Source organism: Cobetia sp. cqz5-12 (genome assembly GCF_016495405.1).
Lineage (GTDB): Bacteria > Pseudomonadota > Gammaproteobacteria > Pseudomonadales > Halomonadaceae > Cobetia.
Genome location: NZ_CP044522.1, coordinates 3,121,408 through 3,137,611 on the forward strand (window position 1 = coordinate 3,121,408; position 16,204 = coordinate 3,137,611).

Sequence of the window (16,204 nt, forward strand, 5' to 3'; positions counted from 1 at the left end):
AGGGGGCACTGCGGTCGCAAGAGTGGCTATCGCGAGAATGGCTGTCACGGTGAGCACGAGAAGCACGGGGAGAAAGAGACATGCGATACCTTGGCGTGAAACGAGAGAAGGTCAGGCGTAGCCCAGGCGGCGGCCAATACCCCGAGGCCTGAGCCACGCAGCGTGACGCGACAGGACCAGCAGGCGCAGGCCTCGAGGTCATCTGCAAGGATGACCGTGTCGAGACATCAGGGCCGCGCGTCTTCCTCGCCCGGCAGGAAACTGGGCTCTTGGGCGAGACGGTCGATCTCGGCGCGGAACTCATCAAGATCCTGGAAGCGACGATAGACCGAAGCGAAGCGGATATAGGCGACCTGATCCAGCCGCTTGAGCTGCTGCATGACCTCATCCCCGATGCGCCGCGCCTCGATCTCACGCTCGCCCGTGGCGCGCAGACGCTGACGAATGCGCTCCACTGCGGCCTCGATCAGTTCGGAGGATACCGGGCGCTTTTCCAGCGCGCGCAGCATGCCGGCCCGCAGCTTGTGTTCATCGAAGCTCTCACGGGAACCGTCACCCTTGACCACGCGCGGCATGACCAGCTCCGCCGTTTCGTAGGTCGTGAAACGCTCACCGCAGGCCGCGCACTGGCGCCGACGCCGCACCTGGTCACCCTCGACCACCAGTCGGGAATCCGTGACCTTGGTTTCATGAGTTCCACAGAAGGGACAGTGCATGTTGGAGAGCCTGCTTGGGTGCGAGGTGGCTGCGACCCCGCGCGAAGCACAGCGAGGAAGTGGCGCAGCGCAGCCGAATGACAGCGAATGGCGGGTATTGTAACCGTTAAGGCCCCGCCACGGGAGCCTATGTCAGCCTCGACCTATCTGAACTAGCCTTGGGGAGCGACCAAAGGGGCGACAGGAGTTTCCTGCATCGTCGCCCGAGGTGGCCAGCGCGCGGCGAAAGCATCAATCAACCTGCCCGGCAGGCTTGAAATCCCCGCGCGATAACCGAAAGATGATATCAGGGTGCAGCGCCTCACAAGGGCGCTTGCCCGAGCCGTGAAACCCTTTCACGACTGGCGGCGGATGATCTCTGCCGCGAGATTGATCACGATGACGCAAGGAGCTGCGACATGGGAATCATTGCATGGATCATATTCGGTCTTGTTGCCGGCATCATCGCCAAGGTGATCGTGCCCGGCAAGGACCCGGGCGGCATCATCGTCACCAGCATCATCGGCATCCTGGGTGCCGTGGTCGGTGGCTGGGTCGGCACCCTGATGGGCTTCGGTGAAGTGACGGGATTCAATCTGGCCAGCTTTGTCATCGCCGTGCTCGGCGCCGTCATTCTGCTGATTCTGTATCGCGTGCTACGCAAGTAAAGCATGTCATGAAGCGCAGTGGCGTCAGCTGGCTTCGGGCCACATGACGCCAGACAGGACGGCCAGCCGGCACATGCGGGCTGGCCGTCCTGCCTTGCAGGCTTGTCGAATCTGGCCCGAGGCGTGCATGACTCAGGGTCAAAGGCGCCAGACCGTCACCCACGAGCGTCGCTGAGCGATGCACGATTCAGGAATGTCACTCGGCTGCCGTCAGTCGACTTCATCTGATGCGCGCCCTCCTGCCTTGCCATCGGCCCCGCAGGATTGCACCGGCGGGCTTCACGAAGATCACCCGCGACACGCTCTGCCCATTGCGTCTCACGAGGCAGAGCCTGAACGCTTTTGCTGCCATGAGGATTGCCCATGTCCGATACGTCATCTCCCGATCACTCGACATCCACTGCCTCCGGCCCTGCGCCGAGCGAGGGCAACGCCAGGCCACGCACCAGAGTTTCTCTCTCCAGACGCCTCTCGCAGACTGATTTCCAGGCGCACGCCACACGTCTGCTCGCCGAGATCTATCCACAGCGTCATGAGGAAGTTCTCAGACGCCTTGAGACGGTGCTGGATTTCCATCGCACGCGCCTCAACCCTCGCGTGCCGGAAGGCGAGCCGCTCTGGAGCGAGCGCGACCAGTGGCTGATCACCTACGGCGACAGCCTGCAGCAGGAAGGCGAGGCGCCACTGGCGACCCTGCACGACTTCCTCGCCAGCCGACTGGACGACAGCCTGTCCGGTGTCCACGTGCTGCCCTTCTTTCCGTGGAGCAGCGATGACGGCTTCAGCGTCATCCACTATCGCGAGGTCAATCCGGTCCTCGGCGACTGGCAGGACATCCGGCGCCTGAGCGAGCAGCGCGACCTGATGGCAGACCTGGTCATCAATCACTGCTCGCGCGAGTCACTGTGGTTCGCCGATTATCTGGCCGGCGTGCAGCCCGGCCGCGACTACTTCATCGAGATGGACCCCGACACCGATGTCTCCGAGGTCGTGCGCCCGCGTCCGTCCGCCCTGCTCACGCCGGTGCATACCCGCCGCGGCCTGCGCCATCTTTGGGCAACCTTCTCGGATGACCAGATCGACCTGAACTTCGCCAATCCCGATGTGCTGCTCGAATTCATCGGCATCCTGCTTTACTACCTCGAGCAGGGCGCGGGCATCATCCGTCTCGATGCGGTGGCCTTCCTGTGGAAACGCCAGGGCACCTCCTGCATTCACCTGCCGGAGACACATGCCGTGGTGCGTCTGCTGCGCGCCATCGTCGACCACCTGGCGCCGGGCAGTCTGTTGATCACCGAGACCAACGTGCCCCACGCCGAAAACATGTCCTACTTCGGGCTCGATCGTCTGTCACGACACGACCTCACCGCCATCGAGGACAGCGCCCAGGCCGATGAAGCTCACCTGATCTATCAGTTCACGCTGCCGCCGCTGACCCTGCACACCCTGACCTCCGGCGATGCCAGCGCCCTGACCGAGTGGGCCACCAGCCTGCCGTCGTTGCCGTCCAGCTGCAGCTACTTCAACTTCACCGCCAGTCACGATGGCATCGGCGTGCGTGCGCTGGAAGGCCTGCTGCCCGATCACGAGCGCGACACCCTGGTGCGGCTGGTGCATGACTTCGGTGGCTACGTCAGCATGCGTGCCAACCCGGGCCGCGCCGACACTCCTTATGAGCTGAACATCAGCTACTTCGATGCGCTCAAGGGCACGCGGCGCGGCCAGGACCCGTGGCAGATCGAGCGTTTCATCGCCAGTCAGACCCTGATGCTGAGCCTGCAGGGCATCCCGGGGCTGTATATCCATTCGCTGACCGCGACCCCCAATCACCAGGAAGGCGTCGAACGCGATGGCCATCTGCGCGCCATCAACCGCCGCAAGTGGCAGCGTGATGAACTGGAAGCGCTGCTGGCCAGCCCCAACACCGCGACCCATGAGGTCTTCCACGCCCTCAAACGCCGCATGGCACTGCGCCGCAACGAACCCTGCTTCCACCCGGATGCCGACCAGAATGTCTTCGATGTCGGCCCGGACTTCTTCGTCTTCGAGCGCGTCACCCATGAAGGGCGCCGTCTGCTGTTCGCCCTCAATGTCACCGATCAGCCGCGGGTACTGCCACTGCCGGAAAGCTGGCAAGGCGTCGCGCTGACCGACCACCTGTGCCACGACAAGGCCTATGACCCCACCATGGCACGCCGCCCCTATCAGGCGGCCTGGCTGATGGAGCAAGCGGTACGCCCGCCGGCCATCGAGGTCGTCTGACGCCCGCGCTTTCTCCTGCCACCCACGACAACGGGGCTGCCAGTGGCAGCCCCGTTGTCGTGGGTCTTGCTGTTCCCCGCCGCGAGCGTTACTGGTTGTCCAGTTCCACCGCTTCGTGCATGCGCTCGAGCAGGTCCGGCACGGCTGACTGCACCCGGTTCCAGCTGGGGATGAAGGGCTTGTCGCGCGGATTGTCGAGGAAGGCGCTGCCGGCATCCATGATGTTGGAGGCGAACAGCTCCACCGCCGCTTCCTCGCTGTGGCGGTCCACCGTCAGGCCATTCATGACGGCGTCGTTGTAGTAGGTCTCGATCAGATCCAGCGCGATACGATAGTAAGTGGCCTTGATGGTGCGGAAGGTCTCGCCGTGCATCTCGACACCCAGCGTGGCCAGCTTGCGATACATGGCCTTGGCGATATCCAGACTCATGCGATTCAAGCCGCCCAGCGCATCTTCCTCGGACAGCGGCTGATGCTTGTGATCATAGGCATCGGCGATGTCCACCTGACACAGGCGCTTGGTGGAATAGTTGCGATGCACTTCGGACAGCACACCGATCTCCAGCCCCCAGTCGCTGGGGATGCGAATGTCCGCCAGCACGTCGGTGCGCATCGAGAACTCGCCGGACAGCGGATAACGATAGCTGTCGAGATAATCCAGATACGGCAGCGGGCCATAGACCTTCTTGAGCGCACGGATCAACGGCGTGACCATCAGGCGTGCCACGCGGCCATTGAGCTTGCCCTGGGCGATGCGCGAGTAATACCCCTTGCAGAATTCGTAGTTGAACTGCGGATGGGCGACCGGGTAGATCAGACGCGCCAGCAGGCCGCGATCATAGGTGACGATATCGCAGTCATGCAGTGCCACTGCCTCGGCAATGCCTGATGACTGCACGTAGCCGGAGCAGTACCAGACGTTGCGCCCCTTGCCGGCCTCCATCGGCGCCAGACCATGCTCGGTCAGCTCTTCATCCAGTGCACGCAGACGTGGCCCATCGTTCCACAGGATGCGGTGATGCTGCGGCAGATGTGAGAAGAACTCCTTGGCATGCTCGAACTGGTCGCGGTCGGCGCGGTCCAGCCCGATCACGATCTCGCTGAGATACGGCACCTGCGCCAGCTCCTCGACGATATGCTTGAGTGCGGGGCCTTCCAGTTCGGAATACAGCGACGGCAGAATCAGGCTCATCGGTCGCTTGCGGGAGAAGCGCATCAGGTCCGCTTCGAGATCTTCCACCGGACGATCGGTCAGGTTATGGAAGTTGGTGATGATGCCATTCTGGTAAAAATCGCTCATGTCAGCTCCTTGTCATGCCGAAGACACGCATCAGGCAGGCGTCAGGCGCCCAGACCTCTGGATGTCCATTCTTCCGGCTGGCCATTGGCCAGCCAGTGACGCAATCCCTCGACCCATCCCTGCGGTCCGGGGAGATTGGCGCGAAAACAGCGGCGTTCATCCGCCAGTATCGGATAATCGGCAAGCTCCCGATCACGCTGCGAGGTATCCCCGATGCCGGGAATCAGCACAGCGTTGTCGACGGCGGCCAGCAGTGGCAGGTCATTGGCGCCATCACCGAAGCCCAGCGTCCAGGGGCGCACCCGCTCACAGAGCCGGTAGCGGGCGATCAGATAGCGCGCTGCCACGCCCTTGTCGCTGTCCCCGGTCACATGATGAAAGCGCCCACCACGTGTCAGCTTGAGGCCATGGCTGGCCAGACGCGTGCGGAATTCCTCGAGGCGCTCCGGCGCGTCGTGCCACACCAGCGGTTCACTGGCATCACGCTCACCCGCCAGCGCCGCATCCGCCTCCCCCAACCCCGTCAGCTCGCTGATTCTTGCCACCGACATCGAGGCGAAGCCCTCGAAGGCAAATTCTCCGCTCAGCTTCTCAAGTACCGCGAGAATCCTGTCGCGGGGCATGGCCACCGCGATACGACACAGACCGTGCGCATCCGGGGCGCTGGCCTCCTCCAGTGGATAGGCACTCAGCCAGGAGGCCGGCAGCGCCACGACGCCGCCGTTCTCGGCGATCCACGGCTGACCCGCCAGCCCCAGTGAGTCCATCAGTGGCGTGAGTTCGGCCGCGGTCTTGGAAGTGTTGGGGACGATCCAGGCACCGCGCGCGCGCAGGCGGGTCAGCCAGCTGCGCGCCGGGTCCGGCGAGTAATCATGGTGATCCAGCAGCGAGCCATCCAGATCGGTCAGCAACAACAGCGGTGCTTGAGTCTCTGACATGTGAACTCTCCTCATGAAGTGCTGCAGCGTGTCGGGGGTCACCTCGACAGGATCTCGTGGCACCGGACAGGCATTGCAAGAGCATTGCAGGGAATGTGCCAAGATGGTGCAGAAGCCATGACAGCCTGCTCCTTCTCGCCATGACTGTGTTCATGCGTCCGATCATTTGCACCACGGGAGTGCATAAAGCTTGCATGGCATGATGCCTCGCCACACGACGGCGCAAATCTGTCGCCACCAACGACAACGCCCTCGCATCTGCGAGGGCGTCGAATCTGCGGCCATCAGCCAAGCCTGTTGAGACTAGACCAACCACAGTGACAGTTGCGGCCACAGCAGCAACATCGCCAGCACACACAGCTGGATGGCGATGAACGGCAGCAGCGAGACGAAGATATCCTTGAGGCTGATGCCTTCCGGTGCCACACCTTTCAGATAGAAGGCAGCAGGCCCGAAGGGTGGCGACAGGAAGGACACCTGCATGTTGACCGCGAACAGCACGCCGAACCATACCGGGTCGTAGCCGAGCTGGACGATGATCGGCACGAAGATCGGCAGAGTCAGCATCGCGATGCCGATCCAGTCAAGGAACAGCCCCAGCAGCAGCAGGATCGCCATCATCACCATGATGATCGCCAGCGGCGGGATATCCAGACCGAGAATCATGCTCGACACGAAGCGGTTGCCGCCCATCAGGTTGTAGACCCCGACCAGTGCCGCCGCGCCGATACCGATCCAGATGATCATGCCGCAGGTGTTCATGGTCTGGGACAGCGCACGCTGCATCAGGGTGATGGAGAACTCGCCGCGCAGCATCACCGCCACCAGCACGCCGAAGCTGCCCATCGCCGCGGCTTCGGTCACCGAGGCCACGCCACCGTAGATGGAGCCCAGCACCAGCCCCGCGATGACCGCCGGTACGCCGATGGCCTTGAGTAGCTCACGCTTGCTCTGGAAGCTGGCACGCCGCTCCTCCTCGGGCATCACCGGCCCCAGCGAAGGGTTGCGCAGACAGCGGATCAGCACGTAGATGATGTAGCTTGCCATCAGCACGATAGCCGGGGTGATCGCCGCCGTGAACAGATCGGCAATCGACTGGTTGGCGATCAGGCCATAGATGATCAGCACGATGGAGGGCGGCATCATAGTACCCAGCGAGCCACCGGCACACACCACGCCGATGGCGATGTGCTTGTCATAGCCGAGTCTGAGCATCTGCGGCAGCGCCAGAATCCCCAGCAACACGATCTCGCCGCCGATGATGCCGGACATCGCGGCGAGGAAGAACGCCACCACGATGGTCTGGATCGCCACGCCGCCGGGCAGGCGACCTGCCATCACGCGCATGGCATTGAACAGGTCCTTGGCGATCCCCGAGCGATCCAGCAGCGAGGCCATCAACACGAACATCGGCACCGCCACCAGCGAATACTCGGTGACGAAGCCATAGACACGACTGGTGACCAGCGGCAGCGCCATCGGGCCGAACCAGCCGAAGGTGTAGGCCAATGCCACCAGCCCGGTGACGAAGGCCAGCGGCAATCCCGTGACCAGCAGCGCGAAGATGCCGCCGACCAGCAGCATCGTAGCCGTTGCGATATCCATCAGCGCGGCTCCTTGTGGTCAGCTGCGGCGTCAGATGCGCCACGCGTCTCAGTGCCGCCCTCAGGCGGGCGGGACGAGAAGAAGGTCTGGTAGAGATGCCACAGCGCCTGCAAGGTCATCACCGCCAGCGCGAACAGGATCACGCCCTTGGTCAACGCCGGAAACGGCGGATTCCATGAGGTGCCGGAGCGCTCCAGCTGCCACTCGCCCAGCGGACTGTGCGAGGCACGCCAGAACATGACCCAGCCTGCGTAACTCATCGCCAGACAGAAGACGAACGTCATCACGTCATTGAAGCAGTCCAGCACGTAGCGAAAGCGCGTGCCGACCAGGTCGTAGAGCACACGCACGCGAATGTGGCGATTGTTGGCCAGTGCCGCCGGACCACCCAGCGCGAAGCTGGTCGCGACCAGGAAGATCACCGTCTCATGCACCCAGGAGGTCGGCGAATCGAGGCCATAGCGCATCACTACCTCGAACACGCTGATCGCCATCGCCAACAACACCAGCCACGCCGCGGCGCGCGTGCCCTTGCCGACCAGACGGTCCAGCGGCGTGCGCGTGCCCAGATTCGGGTCGTGGTCATCCGACGCCTCGGGAAGCCCGGGCGACGCCACATCATGTTCTGCCATATCGAATTCCTTGCTGACTCGCTTCCTCAAGGAGAATCGGCGCGCCCAGTGAGCACGCCGACCTTGATCTCCCGCGTCTTTATCGTTCTGCCACCCCATGACTGACAGAGCGGCTATCCGCGTGGCTAGCTGACTGGCGCTACGCGGCAGCTGGCGCCCATCCCGCGCGCAAGCCGACTCACATCAGGTTGCGGTCGGTCAGGAAGGTGACCACGGACTCGTAGACCTTGCCGGTCAGCTCGTTCTTCTCGGCCCATACCTTCCATTCCTGCTGGGCGATGCGACGGAACTTGGCGCGCTCTTCCGGCGCCATGTCGATCACCTCGATATCAGGATTGGCGCGCGCCGCGCTCACCGCCTTGAGGTCACGCGCCTTGAGGGTGAAGACCATGTCGTAGGCCATCGCGTCGGTGGCGGTCTCCATGATCGCCTTCAGGTCCGCCGGCAGGCCGTCCCAGATGCCCTTGTTCATCGACACCGCCACCATCGGCAAGGAGTGGAAGCCCGGGTAGGACGGGTACTTGGCGAAGCTGTGCAGGCCCTGGTCATCATTGGTGGCGAAGACGGTGTAATCCGCCGCGTCGATCACGCCCTTCTCCAGGCCGGTGTAGACCTCGGAGCCCGGCAGGTTGACGGGCGCCGCGCCGGCCTTCTGGAAGATGTTGTAGACCATGCCTTCCGGCGCACGCACCTTGAGGCCCTTGAGGTCATCGACGGTACGCACCGGCTTCTTGGAGACGAAGGACTCAAGCCCGGTGGCGCCCGCGCCGATCAGATGCACGCCGTAGGGCTCGACCAGCTCGTTGTAGAGCGCTTCACCGCCGCCGTGCTGCATGTATTCGAGATATTCCAGCGGGTCACCCCAGGCACCTACCAGGTTGCCCAGCATGCCGAAGGCCGGATTCTGGCCCGAGAAGTAGGATGGGTCCGTCAGGTGGCCCTGCAGGATGCCGGCGCTGACGGCGTCCAGCGTCTGGTTGGCCTGCACCACGGCATTGACCGGCAGGATCTCGATGGCGATGCGGCCATCCGACATGGTCTTGATGTTCTCGGCCCAGGCCTTCTTGACCTCGAACTGCGGCTCACCGGCCGTCTCGGAGGTCTGGAAGGTCCATTCGTACTCGGCGGCCCAGCTCGGTGTGGCGACCAGCGCGGCGGCCACGGCGGTGGACAGGGCCAGCGCCTTGAGCGTGACACGGGCGGGTGCGGCATTGGTGAGCGGCGAGGTAGTGGAACGCGGCATGGTGAAACTCCTGACTTGTTGTTATGACGTGTTATGACGTTCTGTGGACAGTGGAAGACGTGCAGGCACTTCTCGGCGTGGCGAACGCCACGAGGTGCCGTTCACTCGCTTGATAGCGGTGCAGACAGACTGGGCAACTGGCCGAAGCGGCGCAGCAGCTCCAGCGGTTCCTGGGCGCGCCCGGCGGGATGGCTGCCTTCAGAGACCGCAGGCATGGCAAGCCCGAGGTCCTGGCCGGTGCGGTCCAGCACATGCAGGGTCGCGGCGTGGGCGGCATCGGGCTGGCGTAGACGGATCGCCTCCATCACTGCGCGATGGCGGCCGAGGCTGTCACCCAGCTCCGAGGCATTGTGATTGGAAGTCGCCACCAGCAGGCTGATCGACGGCTTGAGCACATGGCCAAGCTGCGCCCAGATGACGTTGTGGGTCGCGGCGAAGATGGCGTCATGAAAGGCGATATCGGCACGGTCGAACTCCTCCATGGCGCTGCCGCCATGCACCGCTGCAGCCATGCCGTCGTAGGCCTGCTCGATGGCGGACAGGTCCTGGGCGGTGGCCTCGGTGGCCGCCAGGGCGGCGACGAAGGGTTCGATGGAGATGCGGAAGGCGTAGATATCCCGCGCCAGCTGCGGATGTGGCATCGCGTAGCGCGTCATCCAGCCGGTGACACGCGGATCGAGCAGATGCCACTCGCTGAGAGGATTGACGCGGGTGCCCTGGCCGGTGGTGCGGGTGAGAATCCCGGCATTGACCAGGCTCTGGATCGCAGTGCGCACGGTGGCGCGGCTCTGGGCGTGCTGATCACACAGGTCCAGCTCACGAGGAATCAGGCTGCCCGGCGGGTAGCGATTCTCGAAGATGGCCTGCGCCAGCCATTCGGCGACATCGACACGCGCGGTCGAGGTGTCGCCGGCGCTAGCCTCTGCTGCGGACTCGGGCGTAGAAGAAGAGGCTTTGGCGCGCGGGCTGCCGCCAGCGGCACTCGTGGGAGGCGTGGTCATGATCGAACATTCCTTGATGGCGTGGCGCGTCATTTGTAGCTCGCGCACATCCTTCACGGGATGCATCGCGGCGCGCTCTTGTCCGTCAAGGAATAGCCCATGTCAGACATTCCAACAAGACACCCTAGACCAAGGGTGAGACCCGACTTTGGTCACACCTTTACGCAACCCCATGTTGCGAAAGGACTATTCAGGTGCTGGCAATTTCCCGTGTGCTGGCGTCATGCCGTGAATCGCACACGCCCGATCGACACCGTACGCTCGGCACCGCTGTCCGCGACCACCGTTCTCAGCGCTTCCTCGCCTGCCGCGCCGAAGCTGGCCGACAGCTCGATCTGGCTGACGCCCTGGGCGACCAGTTCACTGACCAGCCGCTCGGCGGCCCTCAGCGTCCCCAGCGTGGCGACGGAAATGCGGACCTCGCCGCTGCCCTGACTGCTCAGTGAGGTATTGCCGCTGTTCTCGACCAGGATCAGAAAGGCATGGTGCTGCATGACGGCCATGGAAGCCTCCTTGCACGAAGATGAGCAGAGTGTGCCCGGCATCGAGAATAGCGTAGCGCGTCCGCCCCCAGGCACAGGCTGATCTTTCTGAGCGCTGGTTGACCACTCTCCCACCCCGCTGCGCACCACACCGCTCGGCCTCGGCTGGCCGTGGTGCAAGCACAAAAAAACGCCTGCCGCTTGCGCGACAGGCGTTTCTTGTCTGGTGCATGACAGCATTACGCCACTGTCAGCCCTGCTGCGGTGAGGGCCAGCCGGGCTGGCACCTCGTCACGCCTCAGGCGTAGACCGGCAGACGTGCACAGACAGCAGAGACCTTGGCCTGCACCTCGGCTTCGGCAGCGGCGGAATCGCCAGCGACCATCGCGTCGAGGATGTCGCAGATCCAGCCGGCCAGTTCCAGACACTCCTGCTCCTGGAAACCACGCGTGGTGACGGCCGGAGTACCGATGCGCAGACCGGAGGTGACGAACGGCGACTGCGGGTCACCCGGTACGGCATTCTTGTTGACGGTGATGTGGGCACGGCCCAGCGCAGCGTCAGCGTCCTTGCCGGTCAGGCCCTGCTTGACCAGAGACAGCAGGAACAGGTGGTCTTCGGTGCCGCCGGAGACGACTTCGAAGCCGCGCTCCAGGAACACGGACGCCATCGCCTTGGCGTTCTTGACCACTTGCTTCTGGTAAGTGGTGAAGGCCGGGTCCATCGCTTCCTTGAAGCACACTGCCTTGGCCGCGATGACGTGCATCAGCGGGCCACCCTGGCCGCCCGGGAAGACAGCGGAGTTCAGCTTCTTCTCGATGTCGGCATTGCCTTCGGCGGACAGGATCAGGCCGCCACGCGGACCGCGCAGGGTCTTGTGCGTGGTGGTGGTGACGACGTGTGCGTGGGGCAGCGGGCTCGGGTAGACCCCAGCGGCGACCAGGCCAGCCACGTGGGCCATGTCGACCAGCAGGTAGGCACCCACTTCGTCGGCGATCTTGCGGAACTCGGCCCAGTCGATGATCTGGGAGTAGGCGGAGAAGCCGGCGATGATCATCTTCGGCTTGTGCTCACGCGCCAGACGCGCGACTTCGGCGTAGTCGATCAGGCCGTTCTCGCCCAGACCGTACTGCACGGCATTGTAGTGCTTGCCGGAGAAGTTCGGACGTGCACCGTGAGTCAGGTGACCCCCCGCGTCCAGACTCATGCCCAGGATGGTGTCGCCCGGCGAGACCAGCGCCTGGAAGACGGCACTGTTGGCCTGGGAACCGGCGTGCGGCTGAACGTTGGCGTAGGTGGCACCGAACAGTTCGCAGGCACGATCGATGGCCAGCTGCTCGACCTTGTCGACGAACTCGCAACCGCCGTAGTAACGCTTGCCCGGGTAACCTTCCGCGTACTTGTTGGTCAGCTGGGAGCCTTGCGCCTGGATGACGCGGGGGCTGGCGTAGTTCTCGGAGGCGATCAGCTCGATGTGAGCTTCCTGGCGAACGACTTCGTCGTCCATCGCGCTCAGGAGCGCATCATCAAAACCGGCAATCTGCATGTCACGGGTGAACATCGGGTGTCCTCGCCTGAAGGGTGATGACGACAGCGAATTCCGGCGCGGCCGGCTCGCCATCTGGGGGTAAGATCAGGACCAGCATGATACCTCAGCCAGCGGTGCGATTCACATGAATCAGCATCATTGTTAACGCAAGGCGGCCCCATGACCGAGACGACGATCATGTGGCCGCAGGTTGACGTCGTCTGGCGTCATCATCCAGCGCTGCGATGGCGAGGCCTGACACCGCTCACTGCAGGGCGCGCAGCCCCGCCATCGGCGGCTGACGCCTCACGTCTCTCGACAGCCAGAAGCCCAGCCCGCCGATCAACACGCCACCCGCCAGCGGCAGCAGCACCCACAGCCAGGGATGCAGCACCACCGGCAGCCCCAGCCAGCCGGAATAGAGTCCGACCGCCGCGCCTTCGGCGAGCATCGCCGCCAGCAGCCCACTGAGCAGGCCGAGCAGCACGAACTCAGCGGCCTGCAGGCGTGCCAGCAGCCCCTGACCTGCGCCGAACACCTTGTACAGCGCGCCTTCATGCTCACGTGCCGGACGACTGGCCACCAGCGCCGCGTACAGCACGCTGGCCCCTGCCAGCAGCACCAGCCCCAGAATCAGCTCCACCGCGCGCGACACTTGGGCGATCAGCTCCTGCACGCGGGTCAGGATGGCGTCGATGTTGATCAACGACACGCTGGGGTAGTCGCGCACCAGCGGCGCCAGCTTGCGCTCATCCTCGAGATGAAACGCCGTCATGTAGCTGTGGGCGAAGCTCTCGAGCGCACCGGGCGGGAAGATGACGTAGAAGTTGGGCAGGAAGCTGTCCCAGTCGACATGACGCAGATTGACCACCTGCGCCTTGACGGTCTCGCTGCCGATGGTGAACGACAGGCTGTCACCGATGACCAGCCCCATGCGCTCGGCAAGCTCCTCCTCCATCGACACCGGCACACCCTGCGTGGCGGCGAGGCGACTGCGCGTCTCGCTGTCGGCATCGGCGAAGTCACTGATCGGCGCCCACTCGCCCGCCGACAGGCGGTTGTGGTCCGGCAGGTCACGATGCCAGGTCAGGTTCAGCTCACGCTGCGGGACGCCCTGCTGCGCACCATCCCCCTCGTCACTGCGCCCTTCCTGCATGCCGCCTGCCGCTGGCTGATCAGACTGGGCCGACGTATTGCTGCCAGCAGCCTGGAGTCGCTGCTGGGTGCGTCCCAGCAGCGACTCGCCCTTGAGCGCCGTGATGCGTCCACGCACCATCGGATAGAGCTCGCTCTGGCTGTCGCCGGCCTGCTCATCCACCATTGCGGTCAGCTGCTCGCCGAAGGCCTGCTGCTCTCCGGGCTGGATATTGATCGCGAAGTGATTGGGCGCATCGGTCGGAATCTGCGCCTGCCAGCGGGTGATCAGGTCACCGCGTACCAGCGCGATCAACGCCATCGCCGCGAAGGTCACGGCAAAGGCCACCAACTGACCGAGGCTGGCACCGCGCCGCCTGGCCAGCATGCCGCCGGCGAGGCGAATCGGCCGGCTCCAGCCGCCCTGACCGCGCATGCGTGCCACTACCTTGAGCATCAGCGACAGCAGCAGCTGCCCCACCACCATCAGCATCCCCAGCGCGATGATGCCACCGACCAGCAGGCCGGCCGCCAGCGTGAGGTCCCCCGAGTAGAGCCACATCAGGGCACCGAACACCAGACTGGCGATCGCCACCACCACCCACGCCGAGGCAGGCAGCGGGGCCAGTTCACGCCGCAGGACCTTGAGCGCGCTGACCTGACGCAGGCGCAGCAGCATCGGGCCGGCGAAGCCGACCAGCACCGCCAGCGCCGTCAGAATCCCCAACGCCAGCGGCAACGGCCCCGGTGCGGGCAGCTCCAGCGGCAGGAAGCGCTCCAGCAGCGCCACCAGCCCCATCTGCCCCAACAGGCCCAGCACCGCCCCCCCGGTACTCGCCAGCAGGGCCAACCAGCCAAGCTGGGCCGCGAACAGCCGCGACAGTTGACGCTGAGAGGCACCGAAGCAGCGCCACAGTGCGGCGCTATCCAGGTGCCGTTCCACATAGCGGCGCGTCGACATCGCCACCGCGACCCCGGCCAGCAGCACCGCCACCAGCCCGGCCAGACTCAGGTACTTGTCGGCACGCTCCAGTGAGCGCCCCAGACGCGGGCGGTCTTCGCGCACATCCTTGAGGCGCACCTCGGCGTTGTCGGCACTCGCCAGCAGCGGTGCGATGGCATCACGCGCCTGCTGCACCGCCGCCGGGTCACCCGCGGCCAGCAGGCGATATTCCATGCGCGAGCCGGGCTGGATCAGACCGGTGGCATCGAGATCTTCCATGTTGAACATCAGGCGCGGACTGAACTCGGAAAAGCCGCCCTGCTGATCAGGCTCACGCGTGATCAGGCCACTGATGATCAGCTGCTTGCGCCCGACCGTCAGGGTGTCGCCGACCTCCGCCGACAGCGCCATGGCCAGGCGCGGCACGATCCACGCCTCGCCCGGTGGCGGAATCTCCGCACGCGAGCTGGTGCCTGGTGCCTGCGCCTCCTCGCCCGAGGCATCCGACTCCAGCTCCACCCGTCCGGCGAGCGGATAGCCCGGCGACACCGCCTTGAGGCTCGACAGCACGAAGCTGTCACCGTGCGAGGCCATCGAGACCATGCCCAGCTGCGGCGACATCTCAAGCCCCGCAGCGCGGAAGGCCTCGGCGAAGCGCGGGTCGAGCGGGTTGCTGGACTCCAGCACCAGGTCACCGCCGAGCAGCTGGCTCGCCTGGCGATTGAGGCCACGATCGAGACGATCCAGGAAGAAGCCGATCATGGTGGTCGCGGCGACCGCCAGCATCAGCGCCAGAAAGAGGGCGCGCACATCACTGGCGCGCAGGTCGCGCAGCAGGCCACGCAGCGCCAGCGGCAAGCGTGCCGCACGCGTGCGCTGGGCATCGGCGGAAGATGTCGCCGCACGATCAGACACCCGGGACTCAGACATCGTCGCCTCCTTGTGGCGTCGCCACGGCCGGCGCACTCGCGTCATCCTTCCACTCCACCAGCTTGCCGGCCTCGAGATTCAGGCAGCGATCACAGCGCCTGGCCAGCGTCAGGTCATGGGTGACCAGAATCAGCGTGGTGCCCCGCTCGCGGTTGAGGGTGAACAGCAGCTCCGCGATGCGCTCGCCCGTGGCAGTGTCCAGATTGCCGGTCGGCTCATCGGCGAACACCAGTCCCGGCCCCGCGACGAAGGCGCGCGCGATGGCCACGCGCTGTTGCTCGCCGCCAGACAGATGGCGCGGCAGGTGATCGAGTCGCTCTCCCAGCCCGACCCGCGTCAGCCAGTCTCGCGCCTGCGCCTCGATATCGCCCTGCGGGGCCAGCTCCAGCGGCATCAGCACGTTCTCCAGCGCCGTCAGCGTCGGCAGCAGCTGGAAGTTCTGGAACACGAAGCCGACCTGCCCCGCGCGCAGCGCCGCACGGCCATCCTCATCAAGCCCCGCCAAGGAGCTTCCGAACAGGCGGATATCGCCCTCGCTCGGGCTGTCCAGCCCCGCCAGCAGGCCCAGGAGCGTCGACTTGCCGGAACCACTGGCCCCGATGATGGCGACGCTCTCCCCGGCCTGCACGGCAAGCTCAAGATCCTCGAGGATGGTCAGGCGCCCTTCGCCACTGGTCACCCGCTGCGCCAGCCCGCTCACTTCCAGCACCGGTGCAGGCGCTGCGCTGGTCTGCACGTATGACGAGGTTTGATCCGAGGCATGCATCGCGTCGTTAATGGAGGTGTTATGTGACATCGTGTCTGCTCGCTTATGGTAGAGAACGGGGTGGGCACGAACTCCAA

The 16,204-nt window shown here is 64.8% G+C and carries 13 protein-coding genes; 2 read left to right on the forward strand and 11 right to left on the reverse strand.

What is annotated here, in order from left to right; genetic code table 11:
* Positions 1-227: 227 nt before the first annotated feature.
* Positions 228-716: a transcriptional regulator NrdR gene (nrdR, locus tag F8A90_RS13055; RefSeq protein ID WP_043331377.1), complete on the reverse strand. Its 489-nt coding sequence runs from the start codon at positions 714-716 to the stop codon at positions 228-230.
* A 398-nt stretch (positions 717-1,114) separates the two neighbouring features.
* Between nrdR and F8A90_RS13060 the strand changes: the two genes are divergently transcribed.
* Positions 1,115-1,363, forward strand: coding sequence for a GlsB/YeaQ/YmgE family stress response membrane protein (locus tag F8A90_RS13060; protein ID WP_166018817.1), 249 nt, complete (start codon positions 1,115-1,117; stop codon positions 1,361-1,363).
* Positions 1,364-1,726: 363 nt separating this feature from the next.
* Positions 1,727-3,625, forward strand: coding sequence for a sugar phosphorylase (locus F8A90_RS13065; RefSeq protein ID WP_200017415.1), 1,899 nt, complete (start codon positions 1,727-1,729; stop codon positions 3,623-3,625).
* A gap of 88 nt (positions 3,626-3,713) precedes the next feature.
* Here F8A90_RS13065 and F8A90_RS13070 read toward each other — a convergent pair whose 3' ends face one another.
* From F8A90_RS13070 to F8A90_RS13115, 10 genes are all read right to left on the reverse strand, one after another.
* The gene (locus F8A90_RS13070; protein WP_166018819.1) at positions 3,714-4,925 is read right to left on the reverse strand and encodes a glycosyl transferase; all 1,212 of its coding nucleotides are present in this window, start codon (positions 4,923-4,925) and stop codon (positions 3,714-3,716) included.
* 41 nt (positions 4,926-4,966) lie between these two features.
* Positions 4,967-5,863 carry an HAD-IIB family hydrolase gene (locus tag F8A90_RS13075; protein WP_200017416.1) on the reverse strand — a complete coding sequence of 299 codons (897 nt, stop codon included), beginning with the start codon at positions 5,861-5,863 and terminating at the stop codon, positions 4,967-4,969.
* A gap of 303 nt (positions 5,864-6,166) precedes the next feature.
* On the reverse strand, positions 6,167-7,468 hold the full coding sequence (locus tag F8A90_RS13080; protein WP_043331381.1) for a TRAP transporter large permease: 1,302 nt from the start codon (positions 7,466-7,468) through the stop codon (positions 6,167-6,169).
* Positions 7,468-8,100, reverse strand: coding sequence for a TRAP transporter small permease subunit (locus F8A90_RS13085; protein WP_200017417.1), 633 nt, complete (start codon positions 8,098-8,100; stop codon positions 7,468-7,470). Before F8A90_RS13085 ends, F8A90_RS13080 begins: the two co-directional genes overlap by 1 nt.
* Before the next feature lie 178 nt (positions 8,101-8,278).
* Positions 8,279-9,343, reverse strand: coding sequence for a TRAP transporter substrate-binding protein (locus F8A90_RS13090; RefSeq protein ID WP_200017418.1), 1,065 nt, complete (start codon positions 9,341-9,343; stop codon positions 8,279-8,281).
* 101 nt (positions 9,344-9,444) lie between these two features.
* Positions 9,445-10,344: a FadR/GntR family transcriptional regulator gene (locus F8A90_RS13095; RefSeq protein WP_200017419.1), complete on the reverse strand. Its 900-nt coding sequence runs from the start codon at positions 10,342-10,344 to the stop codon at positions 9,445-9,447.
* A 221-nt stretch (positions 10,345-10,565) separates the two neighbouring features.
* Positions 10,566-10,847 (reverse strand): hypothetical protein, encoded by a 282-nt coding sequence (locus F8A90_RS13100; RefSeq protein ID WP_107336213.1) that lies wholly within the window; start codon positions 10,845-10,847, stop codon positions 10,566-10,568.
* Between the two features lie 277 nt (positions 10,848-11,124).
* Entirely contained in the window at positions 11,125-12,387 is a 1,263-nt protein-coding gene (glyA, locus tag F8A90_RS13105) for a serine hydroxymethyltransferase (protein WP_054555546.1), read from the reverse strand.
* 232 nt (positions 12,388-12,619) lie between these two features.
* Positions 12,620-15,361 (reverse strand): ABC transporter permease, encoded by a 2,742-nt coding sequence (locus F8A90_RS13110; RefSeq protein ID WP_233593322.1) that lies wholly within the window; start codon positions 15,359-15,361, stop codon positions 12,620-12,622.
* Entirely contained in the window at positions 15,354-16,127 is a 774-nt protein-coding gene (locus F8A90_RS13115) for an ABC transporter ATP-binding protein (protein WP_200020031.1), read from the reverse strand. Before F8A90_RS13115 ends, F8A90_RS13110 begins: the two co-directional genes overlap by 8 nt.
* Between the last annotated feature and the right edge of the window lie 77 nt (positions 16,128-16,204).

Coding starts and splice junctions, on each gene's coding strand:
- nrdR (WP_043331377.1), bottom strand. CDS start 716: ATGCACTGTCCCTTCTGTGGAACTCATGAAACCAAGGTCACGGATTCC.
- F8A90_RS13060 (WP_166018817.1), top strand. CDS start 1,115: ATGGGAATCATTGCATGGATCATATTCGGTCTTGTTGCCGGCATCATC.
- F8A90_RS13065 (WP_200017415.1), top strand. CDS start 1,727: ATGTCCGATACGTCATCTCCCGATCACTCGACATCCACTGCCTCCGGC.
- F8A90_RS13070 (WP_166018819.1), bottom strand. CDS start 4,925: ATGAGCGATTTTTACCAGAATGGCATCATCACCAACTTCCATAACCTG.
- F8A90_RS13075 (WP_200017416.1), bottom strand. CDS start 5,863: ATGTCAGAGACTCAAGCACCGCTGTTGTTGCTGACCGATCTGGATGGC.
- F8A90_RS13080 (WP_043331381.1), bottom strand. CDS start 7,468: ATGGATATCGCAACGGCTACGATGCTGCTGGTCGGCGGCATCTTCGCG.
- F8A90_RS13085 (WP_200017417.1), bottom strand. CDS start 8,100: ATGGCAGAACATGATGTGGCGTCGCCCGGGCTTCCCGAGGCGTCGGAT.
- F8A90_RS13090 (WP_200017418.1), bottom strand. CDS start 9,343: ATGCCGCGTTCCACTACCTCGCCGCTCACCAATGCCGCACCCGCCCGT.
- F8A90_RS13095 (WP_200017419.1), bottom strand. CDS start 10,344: ATGACCACGCCTCCCACGAGTGCCGCTGGCGGCAGCCCGCGCGCCAAA.
- F8A90_RS13100 (WP_107336213.1), bottom strand. CDS start 10,847: ATGGCCGTCATGCAGCACCATGCCTTTCTGATCCTGGTCGAGAACAGC.
- glyA (WP_054555546.1), bottom strand. CDS start 12,387: ATGTTCACCCGTGACATGCAGATTGCCGGTTTTGATGATGCGCTCCTG.
- F8A90_RS13110 (WP_233593322.1), bottom strand. CDS start 15,361: ATGTCTGAGTCCCGGGTGTCTGATCGTGCGGCGACATCTTCCGCCGAT.
- F8A90_RS13115 (WP_200020031.1), bottom strand. CDS start 16,127: ATGCATGCCTCGGATCAAACCTCGTCATACGTGCAGACCAGCGCAGCG.